The sequence below is a fragment of the Streptomyces sp. CA-135486 genome, from assembly GCF_050936555.1.
Lineage (GTDB): Bacteria > Actinomycetota > Actinomycetes > Streptomycetales > Streptomycetaceae > Streptomyces.
The window spans coordinates 114,473-139,929 of record NZ_JBNJMM010000002.1 but is presented as its reverse complement, the minus strand read 5'-3'; the positions used below and the strand labels follow the sequence as shown (position 1 = coordinate 139,929).

The 25,457-nt window shown below is 70.1% G+C and carries 25 protein-coding genes, 1 tRNA gene and 1 pseudogene; 11 read left to right on the top strand and 16 right to left on the bottom strand.

Translation table 11 applies throughout. The features are described from left to right. Positions 1 to 6 precede the first annotated feature (6 nt). From ACQEVG_RS19715 to pdhA, 3 genes are read right to left on the bottom strand one after another with little or no spacing between them, the layout of a single operon-like run. Positions 7 to 1,398, bottom strand: coding sequence for a dihydrolipoamide acetyltransferase family protein (locus ACQEVG_RS19715; RefSeq protein WP_432985755.1), 1,392 nt, complete (start codon positions 1,396 to 1,398; stop codon positions 7 to 9). Next, entirely contained in the window at positions 1,398 to 2,402 is a 1,005-nt protein-coding gene (locus ACQEVG_RS19710) for an alpha-ketoacid dehydrogenase subunit beta (RefSeq protein WP_432985753.1), read from the bottom strand. Before ACQEVG_RS19710 ends, ACQEVG_RS19715 begins: the two co-directional genes overlap by 1 nt. Next, the gene (gene pdhA / locus ACQEVG_RS19705; protein ID WP_432985751.1) at positions 2,399 to 3,538 is read right to left on the bottom strand and encodes a pyruvate dehydrogenase (acetyl-transferring) E1 component subunit alpha; all 1,140 of its coding nucleotides are present in this window, start codon (positions 3,536 to 3,538) and stop codon (positions 2,399 to 2,401) included. Before pdhA ends, ACQEVG_RS19710 begins: the two co-directional genes overlap by 4 nt. Before the next feature lie 204 nt (positions 3,539 to 3,742). Here pdhA and ACQEVG_RS19700 point away from each other — a divergent pair, with 204 nt between their 5' ends. Beyond that, positions 3,743 to 4,285, top strand: coding sequence for an Lrp/AsnC family transcriptional regulator (locus ACQEVG_RS19700; protein ID WP_432992749.1), 543 nt, complete (start codon positions 3,743 to 3,745; stop codon positions 4,283 to 4,285). Between the two features lie 32 nt (positions 4,286 to 4,317). Here ACQEVG_RS19700 and ACQEVG_RS19695 read toward each other — a convergent pair whose 3' ends face one another. Both ACQEVG_RS19695 and ACQEVG_RS19690 read right to left on the bottom strand, forming a co-directional pair. Further along, a complete protein-coding gene (locus tag ACQEVG_RS19695; protein WP_432985749.1) occupies positions 4,318 to 4,911 on the bottom strand; it encodes a TetR/AcrR family transcriptional regulator in 594 nt (197 codons plus the stop codon). Then, entirely contained in the window at positions 4,908 to 6,425 is a 1,518-nt protein-coding gene (locus ACQEVG_RS19690) for a 3-hydroxyacyl-CoA dehydrogenase (RefSeq protein ID WP_432985747.1), read from the bottom strand. The genes ACQEVG_RS19695 and ACQEVG_RS19690 overlap by 4 nt, the downstream gene beginning before the upstream one ends. A 124-nt stretch (positions 6,426 to 6,549) precedes the next feature. Here ACQEVG_RS19690 and paaN point away from each other — a divergent pair, with 124 nt between their 5' ends. Then, positions 6,550 to 8,211 carry a phenylacetic acid degradation protein PaaN gene (paaN, locus tag ACQEVG_RS19685; protein WP_432985745.1) on the top strand — a complete coding sequence of 554 codons (1,662 nt, stop codon included), beginning with the start codon at positions 6,550 to 6,552 and terminating at the stop codon, positions 8,209 to 8,211. Positions 8,212 to 8,398: 187 nt separating this feature from the next. Here the strand turns inward: paaN and ACQEVG_RS19680 are convergent, their stop codons facing one another. The 4 genes and pseudogenes from ACQEVG_RS19680 to ACQEVG_RS19665 form a co-directional block, all read right to left on the bottom strand. Then, positions 8,399 to 9,175 carry a TrmH family RNA methyltransferase gene (locus tag ACQEVG_RS19680; RefSeq protein WP_432985743.1) on the bottom strand — a complete coding sequence of 259 codons (777 nt, stop codon included), beginning with the start codon at positions 9,173 to 9,175 and terminating at the stop codon, positions 8,399 to 8,401. A gap of 174 nt (positions 9,176 to 9,349) precedes the next feature. Continuing rightward, positions 9,350 to 9,679, bottom strand: a pseudogene (locus ACQEVG_RS19675) (hypothetical protein); the annotation flags it as partial. Then, positions 9,565 to 10,797, bottom strand: a complete 1,233-nt coding sequence (locus tag ACQEVG_RS19670; protein ID WP_432985741.1) for an HTTM domain-containing protein — start codon at positions 10,795 to 10,797, stop codon at positions 9,565 to 9,567. The gene ACQEVG_RS19670 and the pseudogene ACQEVG_RS19675, both read right to left, overlap by 115 nt. Further along, the gene (locus ACQEVG_RS19665) at positions 10,794 to 11,807 is read right to left on the bottom strand and encodes a DUF5819 family protein (RefSeq protein WP_432985739.1); all 1,014 of its coding nucleotides are present in this window, start codon (positions 11,805 to 11,807) and stop codon (positions 10,794 to 10,796) included. The genes ACQEVG_RS19670 and ACQEVG_RS19665 overlap by 4 nt, the downstream gene beginning before the upstream one ends. Positions 11,808 to 11,920: 113 nt before the next feature. Here ACQEVG_RS19665 and paaA point away from each other — a divergent pair, with 113 nt between their 5' ends. The 6 genes from paaA to ACQEVG_RS19635 all read left to right on the top strand — a co-directional run bounded on the left by paaA (position 11,921) and on the right by ACQEVG_RS19635 (position 16,763). Further along, positions 11,921 to 12,907 carry a 1,2-phenylacetyl-CoA epoxidase subunit PaaA gene (gene paaA, locus ACQEVG_RS19660; RefSeq protein ID WP_432985737.1) on the top strand — a complete coding sequence of 329 codons (987 nt, stop codon included), beginning with the start codon at positions 11,921 to 11,923 and terminating at the stop codon, positions 12,905 to 12,907. Continuing rightward, complete coding sequence (gene paaB, locus ACQEVG_RS19655; RefSeq protein ID WP_360866943.1) at positions 12,904 to 13,194, top strand: 1,2-phenylacetyl-CoA epoxidase subunit PaaB; 291 nt, start codon at positions 12,904 to 12,906, stop codon at positions 13,192 to 13,194. The genes paaA and paaB overlap by 4 nt, the downstream gene beginning before the upstream one ends. Next, a complete protein-coding gene (paaC, locus tag ACQEVG_RS19650; protein ID WP_432985734.1) occupies positions 13,191 to 13,907 on the top strand; it encodes a 1,2-phenylacetyl-CoA epoxidase subunit PaaC in 717 nt (238 codons plus the stop codon). The genes paaB and paaC overlap by 4 nt, the downstream gene beginning before the upstream one ends. Beyond that, entirely contained in the window at positions 13,901 to 14,413 is a 513-nt protein-coding gene (gene paaD, locus ACQEVG_RS19645; protein ID WP_432985732.1) for a 1,2-phenylacetyl-CoA epoxidase subunit PaaD, read from the top strand. Before paaC ends, paaD begins: the two co-directional genes overlap by 7 nt. Beyond that, the gene (locus tag ACQEVG_RS19640; protein WP_432985730.1) at positions 14,414 to 15,469 is read left to right on the top strand and encodes a 2Fe-2S iron-sulfur cluster-binding protein; all 1,056 of its coding nucleotides are present in this window, start codon (positions 14,414 to 14,416) and stop codon (positions 15,467 to 15,469) included. Between the two features lie 139 nt (positions 15,470 to 15,608). Continuing rightward, positions 15,609 to 16,763 (top strand): acyl-CoA dehydrogenase family protein, encoded by a 1,155-nt coding sequence (locus tag ACQEVG_RS19635; protein ID WP_432992746.1) that lies wholly within the window; start codon positions 15,609 to 15,611, stop codon positions 16,761 to 16,763. Between the two features lie 22 nt (positions 16,764 to 16,785). On the opposite strand, the gene ACQEVG_RS19630 is transcribed toward ACQEVG_RS19635, so the two are convergent. From ACQEVG_RS19630 to ACQEVG_RS19615, 4 genes are all read right to left on the bottom strand, one after another. Continuing rightward, positions 16,786 to 17,130, bottom strand: coding sequence for a rhodanese-like domain-containing protein (locus ACQEVG_RS19630; RefSeq protein ID WP_432985728.1), 345 nt, complete (start codon positions 17,128 to 17,130; stop codon positions 16,786 to 16,788). A gap of 64 nt (positions 17,131 to 17,194) precedes the next feature. Next, on the bottom strand, positions 17,195 to 18,028 hold the full coding sequence (locus tag ACQEVG_RS19625) for a hypothetical protein (protein WP_432985726.1): 834 nt from the start codon (positions 18,026 to 18,028) through the stop codon (positions 17,195 to 17,197). Between the two features lie 33 nt (positions 18,029 to 18,061). Continuing rightward, on the bottom strand, positions 18,062 to 19,573 hold the full coding sequence (locus ACQEVG_RS19620; RefSeq protein WP_432985724.1) for a DUF2252 domain-containing protein: 1,512 nt from the start codon (positions 19,571 to 19,573) through the stop codon (positions 18,062 to 18,064). Positions 19,574 to 19,702: 129 nt separating this feature from the next. Beyond that, positions 19,703 to 20,062, bottom strand: a complete 360-nt coding sequence (locus tag ACQEVG_RS19615; RefSeq protein WP_432985722.1) for a winged helix-turn-helix transcriptional regulator — start codon at positions 20,060 to 20,062, stop codon at positions 19,703 to 19,705. Between the two features lie 110 nt (positions 20,063 to 20,172). Between ACQEVG_RS19615 and ACQEVG_RS19610 the strand changes: the two genes are divergently transcribed. Then, positions 20,173 to 20,784 (top strand): FMN-dependent NADH-azoreductase, encoded by a 612-nt coding sequence (locus ACQEVG_RS19610; RefSeq protein ID WP_432985720.1) that lies wholly within the window; start codon positions 20,173 to 20,175, stop codon positions 20,782 to 20,784. 210 nt (positions 20,785 to 20,994) lie between these two features. Here ACQEVG_RS19610 and ACQEVG_RS19605 read toward each other — a convergent pair whose 3' ends face one another. The 3 genes from ACQEVG_RS19605 to ACQEVG_RS19595 all read right to left on the bottom strand — a co-directional run bounded on the left by ACQEVG_RS19605 (position 20,995) and on the right by ACQEVG_RS19595 (position 23,744). Beyond that, the gene (locus ACQEVG_RS19605) at positions 20,995 to 21,666 is read right to left on the bottom strand and encodes a response regulator transcription factor (protein WP_432985718.1); all 672 of its coding nucleotides are present in this window, start codon (positions 21,664 to 21,666) and stop codon (positions 20,995 to 20,997) included. Positions 21,667 to 21,700: 34 nt separating this feature from the next. Beyond that, on the bottom strand, positions 21,701 to 23,395 hold the full coding sequence (locus ACQEVG_RS19600) for a sensor histidine kinase (RefSeq protein ID WP_432985716.1): 1,695 nt from the start codon (positions 23,393 to 23,395) through the stop codon (positions 21,701 to 21,703). 265 nt (positions 23,396 to 23,660) lie between these two features. Further along, positions 23,661 to 23,744: transfer RNA gene (locus tag ACQEVG_RS19595), tRNA-Leu, on the bottom strand. A gap of 317 nt (positions 23,745 to 24,061) precedes the next feature. Between ACQEVG_RS19595 and ACQEVG_RS19590 the strand changes: the two genes are divergently transcribed. Both ACQEVG_RS19590 and ACQEVG_RS19585 read left to right on the top strand, forming a co-directional pair. Continuing rightward, on the top strand, positions 24,062 to 24,916 hold the full coding sequence (locus tag ACQEVG_RS19590; RefSeq protein WP_405807340.1) for an FhaA domain-containing protein: 855 nt from the start codon (positions 24,062 to 24,064) through the stop codon (positions 24,914 to 24,916). Positions 24,917 to 24,926: 10 nt separating this feature from the next. After that, positions 24,927 to 25,439, top strand: a complete 513-nt coding sequence (locus ACQEVG_RS19585) for an FHA domain-containing protein FhaB/FipA (protein WP_432985714.1) — start codon at positions 24,927 to 24,929, stop codon at positions 25,437 to 25,439. Positions 25,440 to 25,457: the final 18 nt, after the last annotated feature.

Genomic DNA, 25,457 nt, shown 5'->3' with positions numbered 1-25,457 from the left:
ACGGACCTACAGGCTGCGCAGCAGCACCGACGGGTGCTCCACACAGTCGGCGACATAGCGCAGGAAACCGCCCGCCGTGCCGCCGTCACAGACCCGGTGGTCGAAGGTGAGCGAGAGCTGGACGACCTTGCGCACGGCCAGTTCGCCCTCGTACACCCACGGCTTCGGCACGATCCGGCCGACCCCGAGCATCGCCGCCTCGGGGTGGTTGACGATCGGCGTGGAGCCGTCGACACCGAACACCCCGTAGTTGTTCAGGGTGAACGTCCCGCCCGTCAGATCCGCCGGAGTCAGCGTCCCCTGCCTGGCCGCCTCGGTCAGCCGCCCGATCTCCGCACTCAGCGACTCGGCCGAGCGCAGATGCGCATCCCGTACAACGGGGACGACCAGTCCTCGTTCGGTCTGCGCAGCGAAGCCGAGATGCACTTCGGGCAGGCGCACGATCTCCCTGGCGTCCATGTCCACCGTGGAGTTGAGCTCCGGGTGGCGGGCGAGCGCGGCCGTACAGATCCGGGCCATCAGTGCCAGGAGCGAGATCTTCGGCCCGCCCGCGGCGTTCATCGAGGCCCGCGCGGCCATCAGCTCAGTCGCGTCCGCGTCGACCCAGCAGGTGGCGTCCGGTATCTCACGCCGGCTGCGGGAGAGCTTGTCGGCCACGGCTCCGCGGACGCCGCGCAGCGGTATCCGTTCACCGCGCGCCGCCGCGGAGGCAAGCGCTGTGGAGACAGGCGCCGCGGCGAGCACGGGCTCGGCAGCGGTCGGCGTCTCGGCTGCCCGCATCGCGTGCTCGACGTCGGCCCGCAGGATCAGGCCGTCGGGTCCGGATCCGGTCAACTGACGCAGATCGAGGCCGTTCTCACGGGCGAGCCGGCGGACGAGCGGCGATATGACGGGTACGGGGCCGCTCAGCGCCACCTCCTCGACCGCCACCGTGGGCACCACCCGCCGCTCCGGCTCCGCAACCGGGGTGGGGCCAGGCGACACGACAGGAGCAGCCGCAGCGGGAGTGGCGGGCCGGATCCGGCGGCGACGAGCCGCCGGCGCCCCCGTGCCGTAGCCGACCAGCACATTGCCGGACGACTCGCTCGACCCGTCCGAGGCTTCGGAGGCAGCGGAGGATTCGGCGGCAGGAGCGGATCCGAAGGCTTCCAACGCGCCGACAGCAACCGTCAACAGCGGTGCGCCGACGGGCAGTTCCGTGCCCTCGTCGCCGAAGCGCGCGGTCACCACCCCCCCGTAGGGGCACGGCACCTCCACCATCGCCTTGGCCGTCTCGACCTCGACGACCGGCTGGTCGATCGCGACGACATCGCCCACTGCCACCAGCCAGCGCACGATCTCCGCCTCGGTCAGCCCCTCCCCGAGGTCCGGGAGCTTGAATTCGAGTACCTGAGCCATCAGCTCGCCGCCTCCCACTGCAGCCGTGCGACCGCGTCCAGCACCCGGTCCACTCCTGGCAGGTGGTGCCGCTCCAGCATCGGCGGCGGATAGGGAATGTCAAAACCGGCCACGCGCAGCACCGGTGCCTCCAGGTGGTGGAAGCAGCGCTCCGTCACCCGCGCGGCGATCTCCCCGCCAGGGCCACCGAAACCGGTGGACTCATGGACGACGACCGCCCGTCCCGTACGCCGAACGGACGCACAGACCGTCTCGTCGTCGAAGGGCACCAGCGAACGCAGATCGACGACTTCCAGATCCCATCCCTCGGCCGCGGCGGCCTCCGCAGCCTCCATGCAGACCGGCACGGAAGGCCCGTAGGTGATCAGCGTGGCGCTCCGCCCCTGCCGCCGCACCACAGCCCGGCCCATCGGCTCGACCTCGGACGGCGCGTCCGGCGACCACGGCGCCTTCGACCAGTACAGACGCTTCGGCTCCAGGAAGACGACCGGGTCGTCGGAGGCGATCGCGGCCCGCAGCAGCCCGTAGGCGTCTGCGACCGTCGCGGGCGTGACGACATGGAGCCCCGGAGTCGCCATGTAGTACGCCTCGGACGAGTCGCTGTGGTGCTCGACCCCGCCGATCCCGCCGCCGTACGGCACGCGGACGGTGATCGGCAGTGCCATACCGCCCCTGGTGCGGTTCCGCATCCGTGCCACATGGCTGATCAGCTGCTCGAACGCCGGATACGCGAAGGCGTCGAACTGCATCTCGACGACCGGCCGCAGCCCGTACATCGCCATGCCGACGGCCGTGCCGAGGATGCCCGCCTCGGCGAGCGGCGTGTCCGTACAGCGGTCCTCGCCGAATTCCTTGGCGAGCCCGTCCGTCACCCGGAAGACCCCGCCGAGCGCGCCGACGTCCTCCCCCAGCACATGTACGGCCGGGTCCTCGGCCATCGCATCGTGCATCGCGCGCTGCAGGGCCTGCGCCATCGAGGCGGGCTTCACCGCGGCCGTGGTCATCGCGCCTCTCCCTCGGCGTCGAGCTCGGCCCGCAGCTGCGCCGCCTGCTCCCGCAGCTGGCTGGTCTGCTCGGCGTAGACGTGCGCGAACAGGTCCATCGGGTCCAGCACCGGGTCGGCGTTCATCCGCTCGCGCAGATCCGCGGCCATCGTCTCGGAGGCGTCGGCCGCGGCCCGTATGCCGTCCTCGTCGAGCAGCCCTCGCTCCGTCAACTCCCGCTCCAGCAGCCGGATCGGATCGTGCGCCCGCCAGGCCTCGACCTCGCTCTCGCCCCGGTAGCGGGTCGCGTCGTCGGCGTTCGTATGGGCGTCGATGCGGTACGTCACGGCCTCGATCAGCGTGGGACCACCGCCGCGCCTGGCCCGCGCCAGCGCATCGCGGAGCACCTCGTGGACCGCGGCCGCGTCGTTCCCGTCGACGAGCCGGCCGGGCATTCCGTACCCCACGGCCTTGTGGGCGAGCGAGGGTGCCGCCGTCTGCTTGGCCAGCGGCACGGAGATCGCGAAACCGTTGTTCTGCACGAGGAAGACGACCGGGGCCTGCCAGACCGCCGCGAAGTTCAGCGCCTCGTGGAAGTCGCCCTCGCTGGTGCCGCCGTCGCCGACCATGGCGAGCGCGACGACGTCGTCGCCCTTGAGCCTGGCGGCGTGGGCCAGCCCGACGGCATGCGGCAGCTGGGTGGCGAGCGGGGTGCACAGCGGCGCTATGCGGTGCTCTCGGGGGTCGTAGCCGGTGTGCCAGTCGCCGCGCAGCAGGGTCAGCGCCTGCACCGGGTCGAGGCCGCGGGCCACGGCCGCGAGGGTGTCGCGGTAGCTGGGGAAGAGCCAGTCCCGCTCCTCCAGCGCCAGCGCAGCCGCCACCTCGCACGCCTCCTGCCCGGTGCTCGACGGGTAGACGGCGAGCCGGCCCTGCTTGGTCAGCGCGGTCGCCTGGGCGTTGTACCTGCGGCCGCGCACCAGCTCCGCGTACAGCCGCAGCAGCAGCTCGGGGTCGGCCCCGGCTGCGGCGTCCGTGCCGAGCACGCGGTACGGCTCCGGGTCCGGGAGCAGCGGTGCGGGGTCGGTGCGGGGCTTCCACGCCGGGGGCGGGGTGGGCCGGTAGGCAGCCGTGGCACCGGGCAGCTCTTGAACCGTCATGCTGCTCTTTCTCAACGCGAGCACCTCCTCGTGGGGGCGACGACGAAGCGGCACGAGTGTGGCCCGCCTCACCTACCGATTGTTCGGTCGTGGACGCATTTTGGCTACAGGCACCTTCAGCCTGTGGACAAACGGTTCTCCACAGCCTGATATAGAGACAGGTCGTCCATGCTAGGGAAGCGGGGGGATATGGCAGCTGAACAAATGGCCGAGGACGGGGACCGGGCGGAGCAGATGCCTCCGCCGCGCCCGATCGACTCCATCGACCGGGACATCCTGCGGATCCTCCAGACGGACGGTCGCGCCTCGATACGATCCGTGGCCGAGCGCGTCCATGTCTCCCGCGCCAATGCGTACGCCCGGATCAACCGGCTCATCGACGACGGAGTGATCCGCGGTTTCAGCGCCCGCGTGAACCACGAGCGAGCGGGCCAGGGCGCTTCCGCCTACATCACGCTGAAGATCGTGCAGAACTCCTGGCGCACCGTGCGCGAACAGCTCCAGGCGCTGCCGGGTGCCGCCCACATCGCCCTGGTCAGCGGAGACTTCGATGTCCTGCTGCTGGTGCACACCTCTGACAACCGCACGCTGCGCGAGCTCGTCCTGACCAGGCTGCAGTCGATCCCGGAGGTGCTGTCCACCCGTACGCTGCTGGTCTTCGAGGAGACGGACCTCGACCCCGGGCCGGGCCCGGCTCCGGGTACGGTTCTCGGCCCGGCATCCGCTCCGGACGCCGAGCCGCTCTAGCCGGCCTCCACGAGCGGGCGCCGGCCGGGCGCCTACGAGTCCGTACGCAGCCCGTCGAAGGCGAGTCCGACGACCGCCTCGGCGACCTGGTCGCCGTCGTAGCCGCTGCCCGGATGCGGCCGGTACCACTCGACGAGCGAGTTCACCATGCCGAAGAGCAGCCTGGTCGCCAGGCGGATGTCGACATCGGTGCGGAGATCGCCGTCCGCCGCGGCCGCCTTCAGCAGATCGGCCACCCGCTGGTCGAACTCACGCCGCCGCTCCATGGCCCAGCGCTCGGTCTTGGTGTTGCCCCGTACGCGCAGCAGCAGCGTCACATAGGGCAGCTCGGCCATCAGTACCTCGACGGTGCGCCGGGTGACGTACTCCACCCGCTCGATGGCGCGCCCGCTGAGGGCTCCCGGCTCGTCGAGGATCGCGAAGAGCGCGTCCAGCGCCCGGCTGACGGCCCGGCGGAGCAGTTCCTCCTTGCCCGCCACATGGTGGTAGATCGAGGACTTGGAGATGCCGGCCGCCTGGGAGAGATGCTCCATGGACGTGCCGTCGTAGCCGCGCTCGTTGAAGATCCGGACTGCGACGGTCAGCAGTGTCTCCGGGGTGTACGTGTCGCGCTTGGCGGTGGTCATTCGTCCGCTCCTTCCGGGTCACCGGCGAGCGAGTGCTGGAAGAGGGCGACCGAGGGTGCGTAGCGCCCACCCGGATAGCGCAGATCCAGCTCTTGCAGCAGCTCGTAGGCCCAGCCCTGGGGAAGCCTACGGCTCCATTCGACGGGCCCCAGAGGGTAGTTGACGCCGAGCCTCATCGCCGTGTCGATGTCGTCCTCGGTGGCGACTCCCTTGGCGACGGCGTCGGCCGCGGCATCCATCAGCATCGCGACGGTACGGGCGACGATCATCCCGGGTACGTCTCCGATGACGCTGACCTTCTTGCCCAGCGCCTGGAACAGGCCGGTCGCCTCCAAAACGGTGCGTTCCGGGGTGTCCGGGGAGGCGGAGAGGGCGATCCGGGTGGCAGCCCGGTAGTCCGGCGCCAGGTCGAAGAAGACGACGTCTCGGAACTCGCCGGACATCTGGCCGTCCGCGAGCCCCAGCTGGCCGCCGCTGGGCAGCACCAGCCGGGTACCGGTGTCCTCGCCGCCCCCCTTGCGCACCGTGATACCGCACTCGCGGATCAGGTCGAGCAGCTCGGCGGCGGCGCCCAGGCCGCCCTCGGCGATGACGTACTCCGGGGCGCCGGCGGGCTCCGCGGTGTGCGGCTCCGGGCGGACAGCACCTTCCGCGTAGTCGTACCAGCCACGGCCCGACTTACGGCCCAGCAGGCCCGCCTCGACGAGCCGCCGCTGCGGCAGGGAAGGGGTGAACTTCACGTTCTGGAAGAAGGACTCCCACACGGACCGGGTGACGGCCTCGTTGACGTCCTGGCCGATCAGGTCGGTGAGCTCGAAGGGGCCCATCCTGAAGCCGCCCGACTCACGCAGCACCGCGTCGATCGTGGCGGGGTCGGCGCCCCGCTCCTCGTACACGGCGAAGGCCTCCGCATAGAAGGGCCTGGCTATGCGGTTGACGATGAAACCGGGCTGGTCGGCGCAGCGCACCGGGGTCTTGCCCCAGGCCGCTGCCGTCGCCCACGCGCGCGTGGCCGCCGCCTCGTCCGTGGCGAAGCCGCTGACGACCTCGACGAGCGGGAGCAGGGGCGCCGGATTGAAGAAGTGCAGTCCGACGCAGCGTCCCGGGTGCTTGAGTGCGCCCGCGATGGCCGTGACGGAGAGGGAGGAGGTGTTGGTGGCGAGCAGGCAGTCGTCGGCAACGAGCTCCTCCAGCGCCGTGAACAGCTCCTGCTTGATCTTCAGCTGCTCGAGGACCGCCTCGACGACGAGTGCGGCGTCGGCCAGCTCGGCGAGGTCCGCGGCCGGGTGCAGGCGCGCGCGTGCGGCGTCCCGTTCGGCGGAGTCCATGCGCCCCTTCTCGACCAGCCGGTCGAGGCGGGCGCCGATGGTCTTCGCGGCCTCGGCCGCCCGTCCGGGTACGGCGTCGTAGAGACGTACGGGATGGCCTGCGGCAAGGGCGACCTGGGCAATGCCCTGACCCATGGTGCCGGTGCCGACCACGGCGACGGTACGGCTCTGATCGATGGCGGTCATGGAAGCGATCCTCCCCGATGAGTTGTCCACAGGTTTGACAGGCCCCCTTGTACCGACCGATCGTTCGGTTACTCTAACTCTGTCAATCCTTCCCTGCCCAGCTCGACGAGGAGTTGGTCCTTCCATGCAGCTGACCGAGACCCACCGGCCCACGCTCGACCAGGCCCTCGAAGCCATCCGCACCCGCGCCTACTGGTCCCCGCACCCCGAGCACCCCAAGGCATACGGCGAGAGCGCGCCGGCCGACGGACTCGCGGCGTTCGAGGCCCTGCGCAATACCCGCTTCGAGCTGGACCAGCCAGGTACGGACGGCTGGACGGGTGGCGAAGTCTCGCCGTACGGCCCGGAGTTGGGCATCGAGTACCCCCACCCGGACATCGACGTCCTGCTGCCCGCCATGCGCGCGGGCGTGGCCGCCTGGCGCGAGGCGGGGCCCGAGACCCGTGCCCTGGTCTGTCTGGAGATCCTCTCGCGGATCAGCGCACGCACCCATGAGTTCGCGCACGCGGTGATGCACACCAGCGGGCAGGCCTTCATGATGGCGTTCCAGGCGGGCGGCCCGCACGCCCAGGACCGCGGCCTCGAGGCCGTCGCGTACGCCTACCAGGAGCAGACCCGCACCCCCGACGCCGCCGACTGGTCAAAGCCGCAGGGCAAGCGCGACCCGCTGGAGCTGCGGAAGACCTTCACCACCGCGGCCCGCGGCATCTCCCTGCTGATCGGATGCAACACCTTCCCCACGTGGAACGGCTACCCGGGGCTGTTCGCCTCCCTGGCCACGGGCAACCCGGTGCTGGTCAAGCCGCACCCCCGCGCGGTCCTGCCGCTCGCGCTCACGGTGCGCGTGGCCCGCGAGGTGCTGTCCGAGGCGGGCTTCGATCCGAACCTGGTCGCTCTGGCCGTCGAGCAGCCGGGCGAGGGAATCGCCAAGACCCTCGCGGTGCGGCCCGAGATCAAGATCATCGACTACACGGGGTCCACCGCCTTCGGTGACTGGCTCGAGGCCAACGCCCGCCAGGCGCAGGTCTACACCGAGAAGGCCGGCGTCAACACCGTCGTCATCGACTCCACCGCCAACTACAAGGGGATGCTGTCCAACCTGGCCTTCTCGCTGTCCCTGTACAGCGGCCAGATGTGCACCACCCCGCAGAACCTCCTGATCCCGAGGGACGGCATCTCGACGGACGCCGGACCCAAGTCGTACGACGACGTGGTCACCGACCTCGCGGCCTCGGTGGGCGGCCTGCTCGGCGACGACGCGCGGGCGAACGCCCTACTCGGCGCGCTGGTCAACCCTGACGTCAAGTCCCGCCTGGACGCAGCGGCCGAACTGGGCGAGGTGGCCCTGCCCTCTCGGAAGATCGCCAACCCGGAATTCCCGGACGCCGTCGTCCGTACGCCAGTGATCGTCAAGCTCGACGGCGCCAAGCCCGACGCCGAAGCGGTCTACATGTCGGAGTGCTTCGGCCCGGTCTCCTTCGCGGTCGCGGTCGACTCGACGGCAGACGCGGTGGAGCTGCTGCGGCGCACGGTCCGCGACAAGGGCGCGATGACGGTGGGCGCGTACACCACGTCCGAGGAGACGGAGCGCGCGATCGAGGACGTCTGCCTGGACGAGTCGGCGCAGCTCTCCCTGAATCTGACGGGCGGGGTGTACGTCAACCAGACGGCGGCGTTCTCCGACTTCCACGGCTCGGGCGGCAACCCGGCGGCGAACGCGGCCCTGTGCGACGGGGCGTTCGTCTCGAACCGCTTCCGCGTGGTGGAGGTCCGCCGCCAGGCCTGAGTCCCGACAGGCCGTGACCCGGGAGGATGTCCTCCGGGGTCACGGCCCGCGGCACGACGCGAACCCCCTACGAGGACTGGATCTCCGCGTACCGCTGAACCCACGCATGCCTCGCGATCGCCGCCGCGGCGCCCGTGTTGATCGGTACGCACCACCGACCCGATGTTGAAACAGGTCTGGAGAGCTCTCAGCGGTCCTGGGCGTCTGGTCCCTGTAGCGGACCGCCCCAGTGGAACAGAGCCATGGCCACGCTGGTCGCAAGGTTGTAGCTCGACACCTGGGGCCGCATCGGGAGGGCCAGCAGCTTGGTTGCCTGGCTCCGGAGCTCGGGCGAGACCCCATGCCGCTCAGAGCCGAATACAAGCAGCGCGTCACCAGGGATGCTGACAGACCTGATGTCCTCCCCTTCCGGGTCAAGGACGTACAGCGGGCCTGGCGGAAGATCACTGAAGGGGAGCCGTTCCACGGCGGTGGCGAAATGGAGACCCGCGCCCGCCCTCACCGCGTTGGGGTGCCACGGGTCCACGTCGCCGGTAGTGACCACGCCTGTGGCCCCAAAACCGGCAGCAAGGCGAACCACGGCTCCGACATTCCCGAGATTGCGCGGGTTGTCCAGCACGACGATCGGTGACGTCCGTGGCAGCCGGCCCAATCCCGCCAAGTTCGTCTGACGGCTGCGCCTGGTGGCCAGAGCGGCCACCTGCGTGGGGTGAATCCTCGGCACCAGTTCCCGCAGGGTCTGTCCTGGTACCTCGACAACAAGATCCCTGATGCGGTCCGTCACGTCGTCGGCAAGTGAAGCAGCCAGCGCCAGGGCAGTCTCCTTGTTGCTGGTGACTGCGACTCGTACGTCCGCTCCGAAACGGAGCGCATGCTTCAGCGCGTGGAAGCCGTCAAGCAGCACAGCATCAGGCGCGGCCTCGCTCCATTGCCGTACGGCCCTCGTGGCATCGTCGTCGCTCATCGCCACAGGCTACGGTGTCGAACAGCCGCTCTCACGCATCGCATTCCACCCTGTAGGGCCCGCCTTTCGTGGCCCATGTCCGGCCTGCATCGCGTCAGCTGAGGTCTGCTCGACTGGTCAGTCGGCCGCTGGTGGTGGATGGCGATCACCCGTGACCGTGGCGGTTGCTTCTCCCACGGCCACATGAAACCCGTGCCGTCGTGTATCGAGGTCGGCGACGATCGCCTCGCGCGTCCAGTACCGGTAGGGGTCGACAACATTGCGCGGGTCGCCATCGGCCAGCAGCCGGGGGTCGTACCGCTCGTCCTGGGGCCACGGCAGCGGATGCGGCCCGACGCCGGCCTCGGGGCTGAAGACATCGTCGTACTGAATCGGTTCTACGGTGGCGCTTACCCGACGAGCGTACGGGGCTCGTCCTGGGTCCCCCGCCGCTGCTCCGCCCCGGCAGCGTCCGCGCGCGAGAACAGCCGGTCCCGCCCCCGGGCCACCCGAACGCCGAGCCAGACCAGAAAGGCGGTCGGCAGGAACACCGCGTCCGCGGCGATCATCGCGAGCGAGAAGAAGGGCAGCCCGAGCAGCACCGCGATGGCCGCGTGCTCCAGCATCATGGCGCCCAGCAGGACGTTCTTGACGCGCCGATTGAAGAGCGTGAAGGGGAAGGCGACCTGCACGATCACCGTGCCGTACGTCAGGACCATCACCATCACGCCGCCGGATGCGAGGATGTCGGAGAGTGCCGGCCAGGGCGTGAAGTAGTCGAGCTTGAGCGGGTAGTAGAGCGCTGTACCGTCCTGCCAGCGCGAGCCCTGGATCTTGTACCAGCCGGCGGTGGCATAGATCAGACAGACCTCGGCCATGATCACGAGGAGCGCCGCGTTGTGCGCCAGGTTGGCGAGTACGTCCAGCAGGGCGCGGGGCTCGCTGTGGGGGGCGTACCGGTTCACCATCCACCACAGCGCCTGTGCCACCCAGAGCACCCAGAGCAGGAGCAGCACGAACCAGCCGGTCTGGTTCAGGAATGTTCCAACGACCAGGGCGCATCCCAGCACGACCCAGAGGGCGGGGCCGACCCGGTCGGGAGGCTGACCACCCGGCCTCCCGGGCACCACCGGCCCGTCCGGAGCCGACGGGACGCCCGGCACCGCCCGTGCGAGCCGTCTTGCGTCCAGCGACCAGACCTGCCCGCAGCGCGTCAGGACCAGATAGATCGCCATCAGATGGATGACGTTGTCGCCGCCGTCGCCCATGAATATCGAGCGATTCTGCAGAGACAGCACACCGATCATGAAGAGCACCGACATGGTGCGGGTCCGCCAGCCGAGCATCAGCAACGCGCTGGACAGCATGGCGACGGCGTAGACGATCTCGAACCAGAGGGTGTTGTCCGCCCACATGAGCGCGGTGAAGGCGTCATTGCCCGAAATAAGCTGGCGCGCCATGTCCCAGCTCCATGGGCCGTGGGGCCCATACATTTCATGGCGGTTGGGCAGCTCTCGGAGCAGGAAGAGCAGCCAGGTGGCGGCGAAGCCGATCCGGACGACGGCGCTCTGGTAGGGGCCGAGGGCGGTGGCCGTGACGCGCTGGACGGCCCGGGCGACCCTGTGGTCGGGAGTGGCGTTCACTGCCCGGCCTCCGTCCGGTCGTTGCGGACTCCCCCGGGCAGATCGGCCGCGGTGACCGTCCACCAGGGCAGGACCCGGTACGCGGCGCGGGTGTCGATCTTCTCGTCGCTCCACTCAGGGGCCTTGACCGAGCGGGTCGAGGACCTGAGCCGGATGCGCTCGACGGGGCCGCCAAGATCATGAGCGTCGAGCCGCTGCATCACGATGCGGCGCACATAGCTCTCGGAAAGCTGGCCGCGCAGGCCGTTCCCGCGGTTTTCGTTGTCGTGCGAGTTCACGTAGAAGTCCCAGGCCCGCCGGAGCTCGTTCTGCTGCACATGGCTCGGCAGAAGATTGCCGCGGATCGCCTCGCCGTCCTCGGCGGTGAGATCGATCCAGTCGGTGTTCTTGTGGCTGCCGTCGTCGGCCGTGTACTCGGCCTTCACCTCCACCGCGACGTTCTGCTGCAGCGGGTTCGGGGCGAAGAGCTTCCAGTTCTGCTCGAACTCGGGATAGACCCAGCCGTCGACCGCCCCGCCGTGCTCCTTGGTCACCGTGTTGGACGGCGCCACGTGCAGAAACACCATGGCCAGGTGGACACAGGCGAATACGCCGATGAGAGCGAGGGAGAGCGCGGCGGCCACCTGGTAGGGGAGGGAGAGCGCGGCAATGCCCCGTAGGGGGACCGGGACGCCAGGGTGCGGGGCGGGCGGGGTGTGCGTGCCCGCCGCGAACGGGCCGCTCGACGCCTCCGTGCCCGGCATCGGCGGGGCGCTCGGGGCCTGCGGGCCTGTCTGCGCGCCGGGAGCCGACCTCAGGGCCGATCCCTGGGCCGACAGAACACTCGGGCTCTTCGAGGCCGGTACCGCACCCGGCTGATCCTCGGCCCGGGAGGCAGGGACGTGCTCCGTCCGGGCCGGGGGCTGGACCTCGCCCTGGGCTGCGGGAGGCGGCTCGGGGGCGCCGTCGGGCGGCGGCTCGGAGCTCAGGCTCCTGGCGCCTTTGACGTCCTCGTCCTCGTAGGAGTCCATCCCGCCCCGATCCCCATCGGTCCACCTCAGTTATCCACAGGGTTGACACCCTACGGGCCGTCGACTCACCATTGAAGCCAATGAACCGAACGATCGGTCGGTAGGGGGCCCGGATGACGGCAGTGACTGCGGATACGTACGAGGCGGTTTTCGACGCCGCTGTGGCCGCCGACGAGCGCATCGAGCCGCGCGACTGGATGCCTGACGCGTACAGGGCGACGCTCGTCCGCCAGATGGCGCAGCACGCCCACTCCGAAATCATCGGCATGCAGCCCGAGGCGAACTGGATCACCCGGGCGCCCTCGCTGCGGCGCAAGGCGATCCTGATGGCCAAGGTCCAGGACGAGGCGGGCCACGGGCTGTATCTGTACAGCGCCGCCGAGACCCTGGGCACCAGCCGTGAGGAACTGCTCGACAAGCTCCACGCCGGCCGCCAGCGCTACTCCTCGATCTTCAACTACCCCACGCTGACCTGGGCCGACGTCGGCGCGATCGGCTGGCTGGTGGACGGCGCGGCGATCACCAACCAGGTGCCGCTCTGTCGCTGCTCGTACGGCCCGTATGCCCGCGCGATGGTCCGGATCTGCAAGGAGGAGTCCTTCCACCAGCGCCAGGGTTACGAGCTGCTGCTCACCCTCTCCCGCGGGACCGCCGCACAGCACGAGATGGCGCAGGACGCGGTGAACCGCTGGTGGTGGCCGTCGCTGATGATGTTCGGCCCGCCGGACGACGAGTCGTCCCATTCGGCGCAGTCCATGGCCTGGAAGATCAAGCGGCACTCCAACGACGAACTGCGCCAGCGCTTCGTGGACATCTGCGTCCCGCAGGCCGAGGCCCTTGGCCTCAGCCTCCCGGACCCCGATATCCGGTGGAACGAGGAGCGGGGCCACCACGACTTCGGTGCGATCGACTGGGCCGAGTTCCACGAGGTCCTCAAGGGCAACGGCCCCTGCAACGAACAACGGCTCACGCAGCGCCGCCAGGCCCACGAAGAGGGCGCCTGGGTCCGGGATGCGGCTGCGGCATACGCCGCAAAGCATCAAACACACGCGACGCATCAAACGCAGCAGCACGCGAAGCCCGGGGAGGCGACGGCATGAGCAGCTCGACCGACTGGCCGCTGTGGGAGGTCTTCGTGCGCTCACGCCGCGGGCTGTCCCACACCCACGCGGGGAGCCTGCACGCCCCCGACGCGGAGATGGCCCTGCGCAACGCCCGCGATCTGTACACCCGGCGGAACGAGGGCGTGTCGATCTGGGTGGTGCCCTCAACGGAGATCACCGCGTCGTCGCCCGACGAGAAGGACCCGTTCTTCGAACCGGCTGCCGACAAGCCCTACCGGCACCCGACCTTCTACGAGATCCCGGAAGGGGTGAAGCACCTGTGACCACCACGGCGAACGCCGCAGCACTCGCCCTCGGCGACGACGCGCTGGTGCTGTCGCACCGGCTGGGGGAGTGGGCAGGCCATGCGCCCGTCCTGGAGGAGGACGTCGCCCTCGCGAATATCGCCCTGGATCTGCTGGGCCAGGCGCGAGTGCTGCTCTCCCTCGTCGGGGACGAGGACGAGCTGGCGTACCTTCGTGAGGAGCGGGCCTTCCGCAATCTCCAGCTGGTCGAGCAGCCGAACGGCGACTTCGCGCACACCATCGCCCGCCAGCTCTATTTCTCGGTCTACCAGCGGCTGTTGTACGGGCAGTTGGCGGCCGGCGGCGGTGAGTTCGCCGGGCTCGCAGCGAAGGCGGTCAAGGAGGTCGCGTACCACCAGGACCACGCCGAGCACTGGACCGAGCGGCTCGGCGACGGCACGGCCGAGAGCCATGAGCGGATGCGGCGGGCGTGCGACGCGCTGTGGCGATTCACCGGCGAGATGTTCGAGCCGGTCGAGGGGCTGGACGTCGACTGGCAGGCGCTGCAGTCCGACTGGCTCGAGTCAGTCACCGCCGTCCTGAAGCGCTCGACGCTGACCGTGCCCGCCGGACCGCGCGCCGACGGCTGGGCCGCCGGAGCGGGACGCCAGGGTCTGCACACCGAGTCCTTCGGGCGGATGCTGGCCGAGATGCAGCATCTGCACCGCAGCCACCCGGGGGCGTCATGGTGACCGACCTGACTGATGGGACCGAGACACGGCTCGAGGCGGAGCTGCGCAGGCTTGCCGGCTCGGTGCCCGACCCCGAGCTGCCGGTGCTGACGCTGGAAGAGCTCGGCGTGCTGCGCGGGGTGCAGATACTCGGGCCTGGCAGGGTCGAGGTGGAGCTGACCCCGACGTACACCGGCTGCCCGGCGATCGAGGCCATGACCTCGGACATCGAGCAAGTGCTGCACGATCACGGGATACCGGACGTTTCTGTCGTCAAGGTTCTCTCCCCGGCCTGGTCGACGGACGACATCAGCGCTGAGGGGCGGCGCAAGCTCTCCGAGTTCGGGATAGCCCCGCCGCGCCCGCACGCGGCGGAGGGGCCGGTGCCGCTCTCCCTCTCGGTGCGCTGCCCGCACTGCGGCTCCACCGACACCGAGTTGCTGAGCCGGTTCTCCTCCACCGCCTGCAAGGCGCTGCGCCGCTGCGTCAGCTGCCGTGAACCCTTCGACCTCTTCAAGGAGTTGTAGATGTTCCATCCGCTCCGGGTGAGCGAGGTCGAACAGCTCACGGACGACTCGGTGGCCGTCACCCTCCAGGTGCCGCCCGAGCTGCGCGAGACCTTCCGCCACACCCCCGGTCAGCACCTGGCACTGCGCCGGCTGGTGGACGGCGAGGAAATCCGCCGTACGTACTCGATCTGCGCCCCGGCCGCCCCGCCGAACGCTGATCCCGTGCTGCGCGTGGGCATCCGGCTGGTCGACGGTGGCGAGTTCTCGACGTACGCGCTCAAGGAACTGACCGCCGGCGACACCGTCGAGGTGATGCCTCCGATGGGCCGCTTCCTGCTCGCCCCGCGCCCCGGCTACTTCGCGGCGATCGTCGGCGGCAGCGGAATCACCCCGGTGCTGTCGATGGCTGCGACGCTGCTGGCCCGGGAGCCGGAGGCCCGGTTCTGTCTGATACGCAGCGACCGCACCGCGGCCTCCACGATGTTCCTGGACGAGGTTGCCGACCTCAAGGACCGCTACCCCGATCGTTTTCAGCTGGTCACCGTGCTCTCGCGGGAGGAGCAGCAGTCGGGACTGCCGTCCGGGCGGCTGGATCAGGAGCGGCTGACCGGCCTGCTGCCGGCTCTGCTTCCGGTGTCGGACGTGGACGGCTGGTTCCTGTGCGGACCCTTCGGTCTGGTCCAGGGCGCCGAGCGCACGCTGCGCGGGCTCGGTGTGGACCGGACCCGTATCCACGAGGAGATCTTCCACGTCGACGACGGCTCCGGGCCCAGCTCGGCTCCGGCGAGCGCGCCGGCTCACGCCGAGCTGACCGCGACCCTCGACGGCCGGTCCGGCAAGTGGCCGGTGCGGGAGGGTGAGTCGCTGCTGGAGACCGTGCTGCGAAGCCGCGGGGACGCGCCGTACGCCTGCAAGGGCGGGGTCTGCGGCACATGCAGGGCATTCCTGGTCTCGGGCGAGGTGCGTATGGACCGCAACTTCGCACTGGAGCAGGAAGAGACCGAGGCGGGCTATGTGCTTGCCTGCCAGTCCCATCCGGCCACCCCCGAAGTGGAGTTGGACTTCGACCGCTGAGTTCGCCGAACGGGCTCGGTTCCCTCCCGCACTGTGTTCTTTTTCAAGAACGTGCTCTATCTTGACGGTCCGTCAGATACGGGTCGGATACGGATTCGAGCAGCGCTTCAGGATGCGCCGGTGCGTGGGAGGACAGGCAGTGGACTTCACCTTCACCGAGGAGCAGCAGGCGGCCGTCGAAGCGGCAAGGGCGGTCTTCTCGGGCGTCGCGCCCGATGGAGTGCCGAGCCCCGCTCTCACTCCGGGCGCGGTGGCCGATGAGTTCGACCGGCCGCTGTGGGCCAGGCTGGCGGAAGCCGATCTGCTGAGTCTGGTCCTGTCCCCGCAGCACGGCGGGGCGGGCCTTGACCCCATCGCGCTCTGTCTGGTGCTGCGCGAGTCGGCGAAGGTGCTGGCGCGGGTGCCGCTGCTGGAGACCAGCGCGGTCGCCATGGCCGTGGAGCGTTACGGCAGTGCCCGGTTGCGCCAAGAGCTCCTCCCCCGGGTAGGGCGCGGGGAACTGGTGCTCACCGTCGGGGCCAACGGCCGCACCGGCCACGATCCCGCCGAACTCGCCGTCGCCGCGCGCCGGGACACCGAAGGCAACGGCTGGGTGCTCGACGGGGTGCAGACGGGCGTGCCCTGGGCCCAGTGCGCGGACCGCATCGCCGTGCCATCGCACACCGATGACGGCCGCGGGGTCCTCGCGCTGGTCCCACGGGACCAGGCCGGCCTCACGCTCGCCGATCAGGTCTCCACCAGCGGCGAGCGTTTCGCCGAGGTCGGCCTGGATTCCGTACGGATAGACAGCCAGGACCTGATCGACGCCGAGGGTGCCTGGGAGTGGCTCCGCCAGCTCCTGGCCACCGGAACCTGCGCGCTCGCGCTCGGGCTCGGCGAGGGCGTGCTCGCGATGACCAGTGAATACACCGGAAAACGAGAGCAGTTCGGCTTCCCGGTCGCGACCTTCCAGGCGGTCGCAGTGCAGGCCGCCGACCGCTATATCGATCTGCGTGCCATGGAAGCGACCCTCTGGCAGGCGGCCTGGCGGCTGGGCCAGGCTCGGGGTAGTGCGGGGGCCGGCGGCCCGCTGCCGGTCTCCGGCGATGTCGCGGTGGCCAAGATCTGGGCCTCGGAGGGCGTACGCCGCGTAGTCCAGACCGCGCAGCATCTGCACGGCGGCTTCGGCGCGGACACCGACTACCCGCTGCACCGCTACCACGCCTGGGCCAAACAGCTGGAGCTCTCGCTCGGCCCGGCCGCGGCTCACGAGGAGGCACTGGGCGACCTGCTGGCCGCCCACCCCCTCGGCTGATTCGGAGTGCGGCGGCAGAGCCTCAGAGGACGAACGCCGAGGTGCCGTTGTCGGTGACCATGGGGCGCCCGGCGCCGTCCCAGGCGAGCATGCCGCCGTCGATGTTCACCGCGTCGATGCCCTGCTGCACCAGATACTGGGTGACCTGCGCGGACCGCCCGCCGACCCGGCACATCACATACGCCCGGCCTCCGTCGGCCAGCGCCTCGGTCACCTCACCGAAACGGGCCACGAAGTCACTCATCGGGACGTGCAGAGCGCCCTCGACATGCCCGGCCGCCCACTCGTCGTCCTCCCGGACGTCCAGCACCAGACCGTCGGACGGTACCGCCGCGGCGTCCACCGAGGGCAGCGGGGCGAAATTCATGGGTCATGCCTTTCTCGTACTGACACCGCAGGGTTCTGCGGCTTCCCGGGAAGCCTCAGGAAAACTACTGCACCAGTCCGGCCAGTTCATTCTCACGCTCGGCGACCTGCGCAAGCAGCTGCTCGGCGATCTCCTCCAGCAGCCGGTCCGGGTCCTCGGGCGCCATCCGCAGCATCGCACCGATCGCGCTCTCCTCCAGCTCCTTGGCCACGGCCGTGAGCAGCTCCTTGCGCTGCGAGAGCCACTCCAGCCGGGCGTAGAGCTCTTCGCTCTCGCTGAGCCGCTGCTCCTCGGGGACCGGCCCGGCCTCCCACTCCTCGGCAAGCTCCCGGAGCAGGTCCGTGTCGCCGAGCCCGTACGCGGCGTTCACCCGCGCGATGAACTCGCCGCGCCGTTCCCGCTCCTTCTCGTCCTGCGCCAGGTCCGGATGCGCCTTGCGCGCCAGCTCGCGGTAGAGCTTGCGTGCCTCCTCGCTCGGCCGCACCCGCTTCGGCGCCCGCACGGGCTGGTCGTTGAGCATCGCGGTGGCCTCGGGGGAGAGGCCGTCGGAGTCCATCCAGTCGTGGAACAGCTCCTCGACACCGGGCATCGGCATCACCATTGCCCGCGCCTCCTGGGCCTTCCGCACATCCTCCGGGTCGCCGGTACGCGCAGCCCGGGCCTCCGCGATCTGCGCGTCCAGCTCGTCGAGGCGCGCATACATCGGGCCAAGCTTCTGGTGGTGCAGCCGGGAGAAGTTCTCCACCTCCACCCGGAAGGTCTCCAGCGCGATCTCGAATTCGATCAGCGCCTGCTCTGCCGCGCGCACCGCCTTTTCCAGCCGGGCCTCGGGCCGCGTCTGCGCGTCCTGCTCTTCCTGGTTCCGGGTCGTCGGCCCCCCGGGTGCATCCTGGGTCACCCGTCCAGCCTACGGGCGCGGCGACGCACCCCGTCACACCCCCAGCTCAGCGGCTATCCGTCCGTTCTTGATCGCGGTCAGCAGCTCCGTATGATCCGCTTCCGTGCGGTCCGCGTAGATCGTGGCGAAGCCGGCCACCGCCTCGTCCAGCTCCTCGTTCTTGCCGCAGTACCCGGCGATCAGCCTCGGGTCGGCGCTGTGCGCATGCGCCCGGGCGAGCAGCGCGCCGGTCATCCGTCCGTAGTCGTCAAGCTCATCGGGTGTAAGCGCCGCCGGGTCCACGCTCCCCTTGCGGTTCCTGAACTGCCGCACCTGGAACGGCCGTCCGTCGACCGTCGTCCAGCCGAGCAGGATGTCGCTGACCACCTGCATCCGCTTCTGCCCGAGCACCACCCGGCGGCCCTCGTGCGCCACCTCCGCTGTCGGAAACCCGGCTGCCGGCAGATAGGGCAGCAACGCCGAGGGACGCGCCTCCTTCACCTGCAGCACCAGCGGATCTCCGCGGTGGTCGAGCAGCAGCACCACATACGACCGGGTGCCGACGCTCCCGGTGCCGACCACCCGGAACGCCACATCGTGGATGGCGTACCGCGCGAGCAGGGGCAGCCGGTCCTCCGACACCGTGCGCAGATACTCCCCGAGCGACGCGGCAACGGCCGCCGCCTCCGCATCAGGTACCCGCCGCAGCACCGGCGGCGCATCCACGAAGCGCCGTCCCTCTTCGACACTGTCGGACAGCGCCTCCGTCGCCTTGGCGGCGAATCGCGCACTCGTGTTGTTACGGGCCTTCTCCGAGACCCGCTCCAGCGTGCCGAGCAGATCACGCGCGTCCGCGTGGGACACGAGTTCCTCGTCGGCGATGGCGTTCCATGCGTCCAGCGCAGGCAGCTTTGCCAGCAGACGCATGGTGCGCCGGTACGCGCCCACGGCGTCGAACGCGGCCGCCCTGCAAACGCTTTCGTCCGCACCCGCCACGCGCCCCGCCAGTGCCAGCGAGACCGCGAGCCGCTTGAGATCCCACTCCCACGGGCCGACAACTGTCTCGTCGAAGTCGTTGAGGTCGATGACGAGGCGGCCGCGCGCATCGCCGTAGAGACCGAAGTTCGCCGCGTGCGCGTCACCGCAGATCTGCGCGCTCACGCCGGTAACCGGAGTGCCCACCAGGTCGTGAGCCATCAGAGCGGCCGAGCCGCGCAGAAAGGCGAAGGGCGAGGCGGCCATCCTGCCCACCCGTATCGGCGTCAGCTCGGGCACCCGGCCGCGGCTGGACTCCTCGACTGCCTCGACCGCGTCGGGCCGCGCCACTGCCTGCACCAGCGAGTCGTGAGAGGACCGCGGCACCCGGTCCCGCAGCGCCTTCCCCTCCTGCTTCGGCGATCGCGCGCCACCCGGAGCGCCGTCCGCCCCCTGGCCCTTGCGCCGCGCGAAGCCGGGCACCACTGGAATGCGCCCGCCGCCCTCGGAACCGCAGCCCTCGTCCCAGCCCGCCCCCGGGCCGTCGAACTCCGCCTGCTGAACCGGCGCCACCGTCTGAGCCTCGCCCATGACGCGCTGCCTCCCCCGTCGTCGTACCACCTCAACATCAACTGCCAACGACGGTACCGCCGACGCCCGACAGCCGTCTCCCCCTGTGGATAACCTTGCGCAACTCGGCGGCCTGCGGAGATCCCCGCGCTAGCAGGCGCCCGACCCACCCTTGGCCAGGTACCTGTCGGCCCACAGCCCCAGCTCCTTGAGCGCGGGCTCCATCGCCGCGCCCGCCTCGGTCAACCGGTACGCGACCCGCAGCGGCGGCCCCTCGTCGACCTCCCGCACGACCAGCCCCGCCGCCGCAAGCTCGGTCAGCCGGTCCGAGAGCATGCGCTCGCTGATGCCTGGGATGGCTCGCCGCAGCTCCGCGAAGTGCACCGCCCGCTGGAGCAGTACGGAGACGATCGGCCCGGTCCAGCGCTTGCCGAACAGCTCGAAGACACGCGCGATGCCCCCGTCGACCTTCTTGCACGCGTCTTCGCTGTGTTCCGGGTGTTCCGCCATGGCTCCAGGGTACTGCGCCCCCACTAGGGACTTATAAAAAATAAGTGACTATGCTATCCATAGGTGCATACGGAATTTTAGTTCCTCCTCCCGCCCCCATGGAGAACCTCATGGCCACGCTGCTGCATCTCGACTCCGCCGTCCTCCCTCAGGGCTCGGCCTCTCGCGACATCACAGCCGCGTTCGTCAATGCCTGGCAGGAGCAGCACCCCGACGGCACCGTCATCTACCGGGATCTCGCCGCCACGCCGCTGCCCCACCTGGACTTCGCCGCCGTCTCCGCCGGGATCGAGGACGCCCTGCGTGCCGAGCTGGCCGCCGAGCTCGAAGCGGCGGACGCCGTTCTGATCGGTGCGCCGATGTACAACTTCACGATCCCGTCCACCCTCAAGGCATGGCTGGACCAGGTGATTGTCGTCGGCCACAACGCGGGTGCGGACGGGCCGGTGGCCGGCACGCCTGTCACGGTCGTGGCCAGCCGCGGTGGCTCGTACGCCCCCGGTACCCCGCGCGAGGACTTCGAGTTCGTCCAGACCTATCTGGAGAAGGTGTTCGCCGGCATGCTCGGCGTCGAGGTCGACTTCATCGTCCCCGAGCTGACGATGGCCCGTTCCAGGCCGGAGATGGCGGAGCTGATCCCGCTCGCCGACGCGTCCCGTACTAAGGCGCTGGACGAAGCCGCCGAGAAGGGCAAGGCACTGGCCGCCCGCCTCGCCGCTTGACGACTCCCTGATGACCCCCGAACCTGCGAACGCCCGCGGAGGGAGCCCTCTCCGCGGGCGTTTCACGTGAAACAGGCAGCGCGGATGTTCCATGTGAAACGTCGACCGAACCGGCCCAGCGGGACCGCGCCCGCGGAGCACCGGCCCGCGTAACCGGCCCTGCGGAACAAGCCCGCAGCCCCGCCCACCGAGCAACGCCTCAACGACCCCTCACCACCCGGCATCCAGCCCCGCGTCCCGCGCCAGCAGCGCCGCCTGAACCCGGTTCTCACACTCCAGCTTCGACAGGATCCGGCTCACATACGTCTTCACCGTGGCCTCGCTCATGTGCAGCCGCCGCCCCGCATCCGCATTGGACAGCCCCTCCCCGAGCAGCGCCAGCACCTCACGCTCGCGCGCACTCAGCCCGGCCACCCGCGCCCGCGCCTCCTCGCCGCGCGCGGCCGCTCGCCCCGAGGCCAGCTGGTCGACCACATGCCGCGTCGCTCCGGGGGAGAGATACGCATCCCCCGCGGCCGCCGCCCGTACCGCACCGATCAGCTCCGCGGGCGCCGTGTCCTTCAGCAGAAAGCCCGCGCCGCCCTGCTCCAGCGCCCGCAGTACGTTCTTCCGCTCGCCGAAGGTCGTCAGCACGATCACCCGCGCCGACGGTACGGCCCTGCGCAGCTCCCCCAGCGCTGTGAGCCCGTCCATCACCGGCATCTGAATGTCGAGGAGCACCACATCGGCGCTGTGCGAACGGGTCAGTTCGACCGCCTCACGCCCGTTCGCCGCCTCCGCCACGACCTCTATCCCCCGGTCCGAGGTGAGGATCATCCGGATCCCGGCCCTGATGAGCGGCTCGTCATCAGCGATGACAACCCGGATCGGCGACCCCGTCACATGCACCCCCACAGCTACCGGCGGCCGCCGCCACTCACCGGCTGACCTCGTAGGACTTCTTCTCGATCAGCTTGCCGCCCTTGAAGCAGAACCGGAACACCGGCTCAGTGTCGATGTCGTCCCCCACCTCCGAGGACATCAGCACCAGACACGCGGAGCCCGCAGGCTCCTGAGGGCCCTTGCCGCTCAAGCCGGCCGTCGCGATCGTGTCCCCGTTCGGCAGCCGGTCGCGCACCTCGCCCTCGTCCGCCCCTACCCGCACACTCTCGTACTCGGCCGGGTCGATCATCCCCTCGCTCACCGACCCCACGAGGAAGAACATCCCGAAGACTGCCGCCACCCCCAGCACCAGAAGTGCCGCAAGGGCTATCCCGCAGCCCAGCGCCACACCCCCGCCCCTGCTCCTGCGCTTCCCGCCCATCGCCAGCTCCCGCTCCGAAACGGTCCAGTCCATGACCGGACCGCCGTTCCCGAGCGCGGCTCTCGGCGACTGCTGGCGGAAGTCGTCCTCCGCCGCAACGAACGGCGCCGCCTCCACGACCCCGTACGGCAGCACACCCGCCACCCGGAACCCCCCGCCGTCCGCGGGCCCCGCATGCACGATGCCCCCGACCAGCCGTGCCCGCTCACGCAGCCCGGTCAGCCCCTGACCGCCGCTGACCACCTCGCCCGGCGCCGCAGATGCCGCAGCCCCGCTGACGATCTCGACGACGAACGAGTCCGGCTCGTACCGCAGCTCCACCTCGATCGGAGCGCCGGGAGCGTGCTTGAAAGCGTTGGTCAGCGCCTCCTGCGCGATGCGGTAGGCGGCATGGTCGGCCGCTGCGGCAAGCGGCCGCACCTCGCCCGCACACCGCAGCTCCACCGCATTGCCCGCCGAGCGGGCCGACTCCACGAGCCCTTCGATACCTGCCGTACCGCGCGCGGCCCGCCCCGCCTCGTCGACCGGCGCCGGCCCCTCGACCCCGTCCCGGAGAATCCCGACGACCTCACGCAGCTCGTGCATCGCGGTCACCGAAGCCTCCCGCAGCACTCCGACCGCCTCCCGCTGCCGCCCCGTCAGCTCGGGATCCACCTCAAGCGCCCCCGTATGCACGGAGATCAGCGCCAACTGGTGACCGAGGCTGTCGTGCATGTCCTGGGCGATCCGCTGCCGCTCACGCAGCCGCGCCTGCCCGGCCACCATCGCGCGCTCCCACAGCAGTTGGGCGTTGCGCTGCTGCAGCGCGTGCAGCAGGGTCCGCCGCTGCGTCCGGTAGCGACTGGCCAGCCCCGGTACGACGGTCGTCGCCAGGAAGTACAGGGTGGCCAGCAGCACGAGCGTCATCGGCCCCTGCTGCGTCCAGTTGTCCAGCAGCATGGTGCCGACGAACAGGAAGTACGCCACGGTGAACGCCGCCAGCGCCCGCCCGGCGCCCACGATCCTGCGCCCGGCCGACCACCCCACGACCAGCAGCAGCGGCGCGAACCCGCTCACGAGCGGGGCGAGCACCCCGCTGACCGCCAGCACCGGCGTCGGCATCCTGCGCCGCAGCAGCGACAGCAGCGCGGCCGACGCCCCCACGACGAACAGCCTCGATCCCTCGCTGCCCGTCAGCTCCTCGGTCCCGGCCGCCATGAGGCCGAGCACCAGCGCGAGCACCACTTCACCGGCGGTCCTCCGCCGTGACCACAGCTCTGGCGCGGCCAGCCATGCCCAGCCGGCCCGGATCTTCGATGACGCGTCCACGCCAGCACCCTAGGCAGTACACCCCGCGCGCCACGGCCCACTTTCGTCTTGCCCCGGTGCGACGAACGTCGCCTCCATCCGCACCAACTGAAGATCATCGAAAGCCGGGGCCCGCATCGTGACGAATGCCACGGTGTGGGCACTTTCACGTAAAAACGCCCTCAGCGGCATCCCCGATGAGGTCGACGCCCGTACGGACAACGAGAAACGGGCCCCACCAGGACTTTCGTCTCTGGTGAGAACCCGTTTCGTCGGTTTCTCTCTGTGCGCGAGGGGGGAGTTGAACCCCCACGCCCTTTCGGGCACTGGAACCTGAATCCAGCGCGTCTGCCTATTCCGCCACCCGCGCATTGGGTGCTGCCGCCTCTGCCCCCACCTGTCCGGTGCGAGCGCCTGGCGACATCCAGAAGATTAGCACGCTGGGCAGGGTGGATTCACATCAGTTTGTTTGGCACACCCCGGCGGGGAACAGGGAACGGAAGGCGGCCGCCCCCCACTCCTCCTGGGAGCCTCCCGGGTGCGGGACACTGTCAGGAAGCCGCCTCTACGATCCGTGTGAGAGGTGACACTCATCGACGGGGCAGACAAGGGGAACCAGCCGATTTCCCGACGCGTGGATACGATCAGTAAGCAGTACCAGGACGGCAACGACGGAGGAGGTGCCCCATGGGAGTCATGAAGCGATTCGAGCAGCGCCTCGAAGGTCTGGTCAACGGCACCTTCGCCAAGGTGTTCAAGTCCGAGGTCCAGCCCGTCGAGATCGCGGGCGCCCTCCAGCGGGAGTGCGACAACAACGCGACGATCTGGAACCGCGAGCGGACGGTCGTCCCCAACGACTTCATCGTGGAGCTCAGCGCGCCCGACTTCGAACGCCTGAGCCCGTACTCCGGCCAACTGGGCGACGAACTCTCCGGCCTGGTCCGCGACTACGCCAAGCAGCAGCGCTACACCTTCATGGGACCCATCAAGGTCCACCTGGAGAAGGCGGACGACCTCGACACCGGCCTGTACCGGGTGCGCAGCCGCACCCTCGCGTCGAGTACGTCACAGTCGCCCGAGCGGGCTCCCGCCGGCCCCGGCCCCGTCGCCCCCCAGGGCGGCGCACGCGGCGGCTACGGCTACCCGCCCACCGGAGCGCCTCCCATGCCGGCCGCGCCCCCTCCGGGCGCCGGCCGACCCGGCCCCGCGTCCGTCGCGGACCGCCGCCCGGCACCCGGCCCCGGGCCGATGCCGAGCACCCAAGTACGACGTTGGATCGAGATCAACGGCACCCGCCATCAGATCTCCCGCCCGACGCTGGTGCTGGGTCGCAGCACCGACGCCGATGTGCGGATCGACGACCCCGGCGTCTCGCGCCGGCACTGTGAGATCCGGACCGGAACGCCCTCGACGATCCAGGATCTCGGGTCTACCAACGGCATCGTGGTAGACGGGCAGCACACCACCCGCGCTACGCTCCGCGACGGCTCGCGGATCGTCGTGGGCAGCACCACCATCGTTTACCGGCAAGCCGAAGGGTGAAGCGGGGGCAATGTCAGAGCTGACCCTGACGGTCATGCGGCTAGGTTTCCTGGCCGTTCTGTGGCTGTTCGTTATTGTGGCCGTCCAGGTCATCCGCAGCGACCTGTTCGGTACGCGCGTCACGCAGCGCGGCTCACGCCGCAACGCCGACGCGCGTCCTCAGCAGGCGCGCCAGACCGCCGCGCCGCCGCCGCAGCGGCAGCAGCCGAGCGGCCGCCAGCGCCGCGGAGCACCCACCAAACTGGTCGTCTCCGAAGGCACCCTCACGGGTACCACGGTGGCGCTGCAGGGCCAGACCATCACCCTGGGCCGGGCGCACGACTCCACGATCGTGCTGGACGACGACTACGCGTCCAGCAGGCATGCCAGGATCTACCCGGACCGTGACGGCCAGTGGATCGTCGAGGATCTCGGGTCCACCAACGGCACATATCTCGACCGGACCCGACTCACCACCCCGACACCGATTCCGCTGGGCGCGCCGATCCGCATCGGCAAGACCGTCATCGAGCTGCGGAAGTAGTACGACAATGAGCGAGCG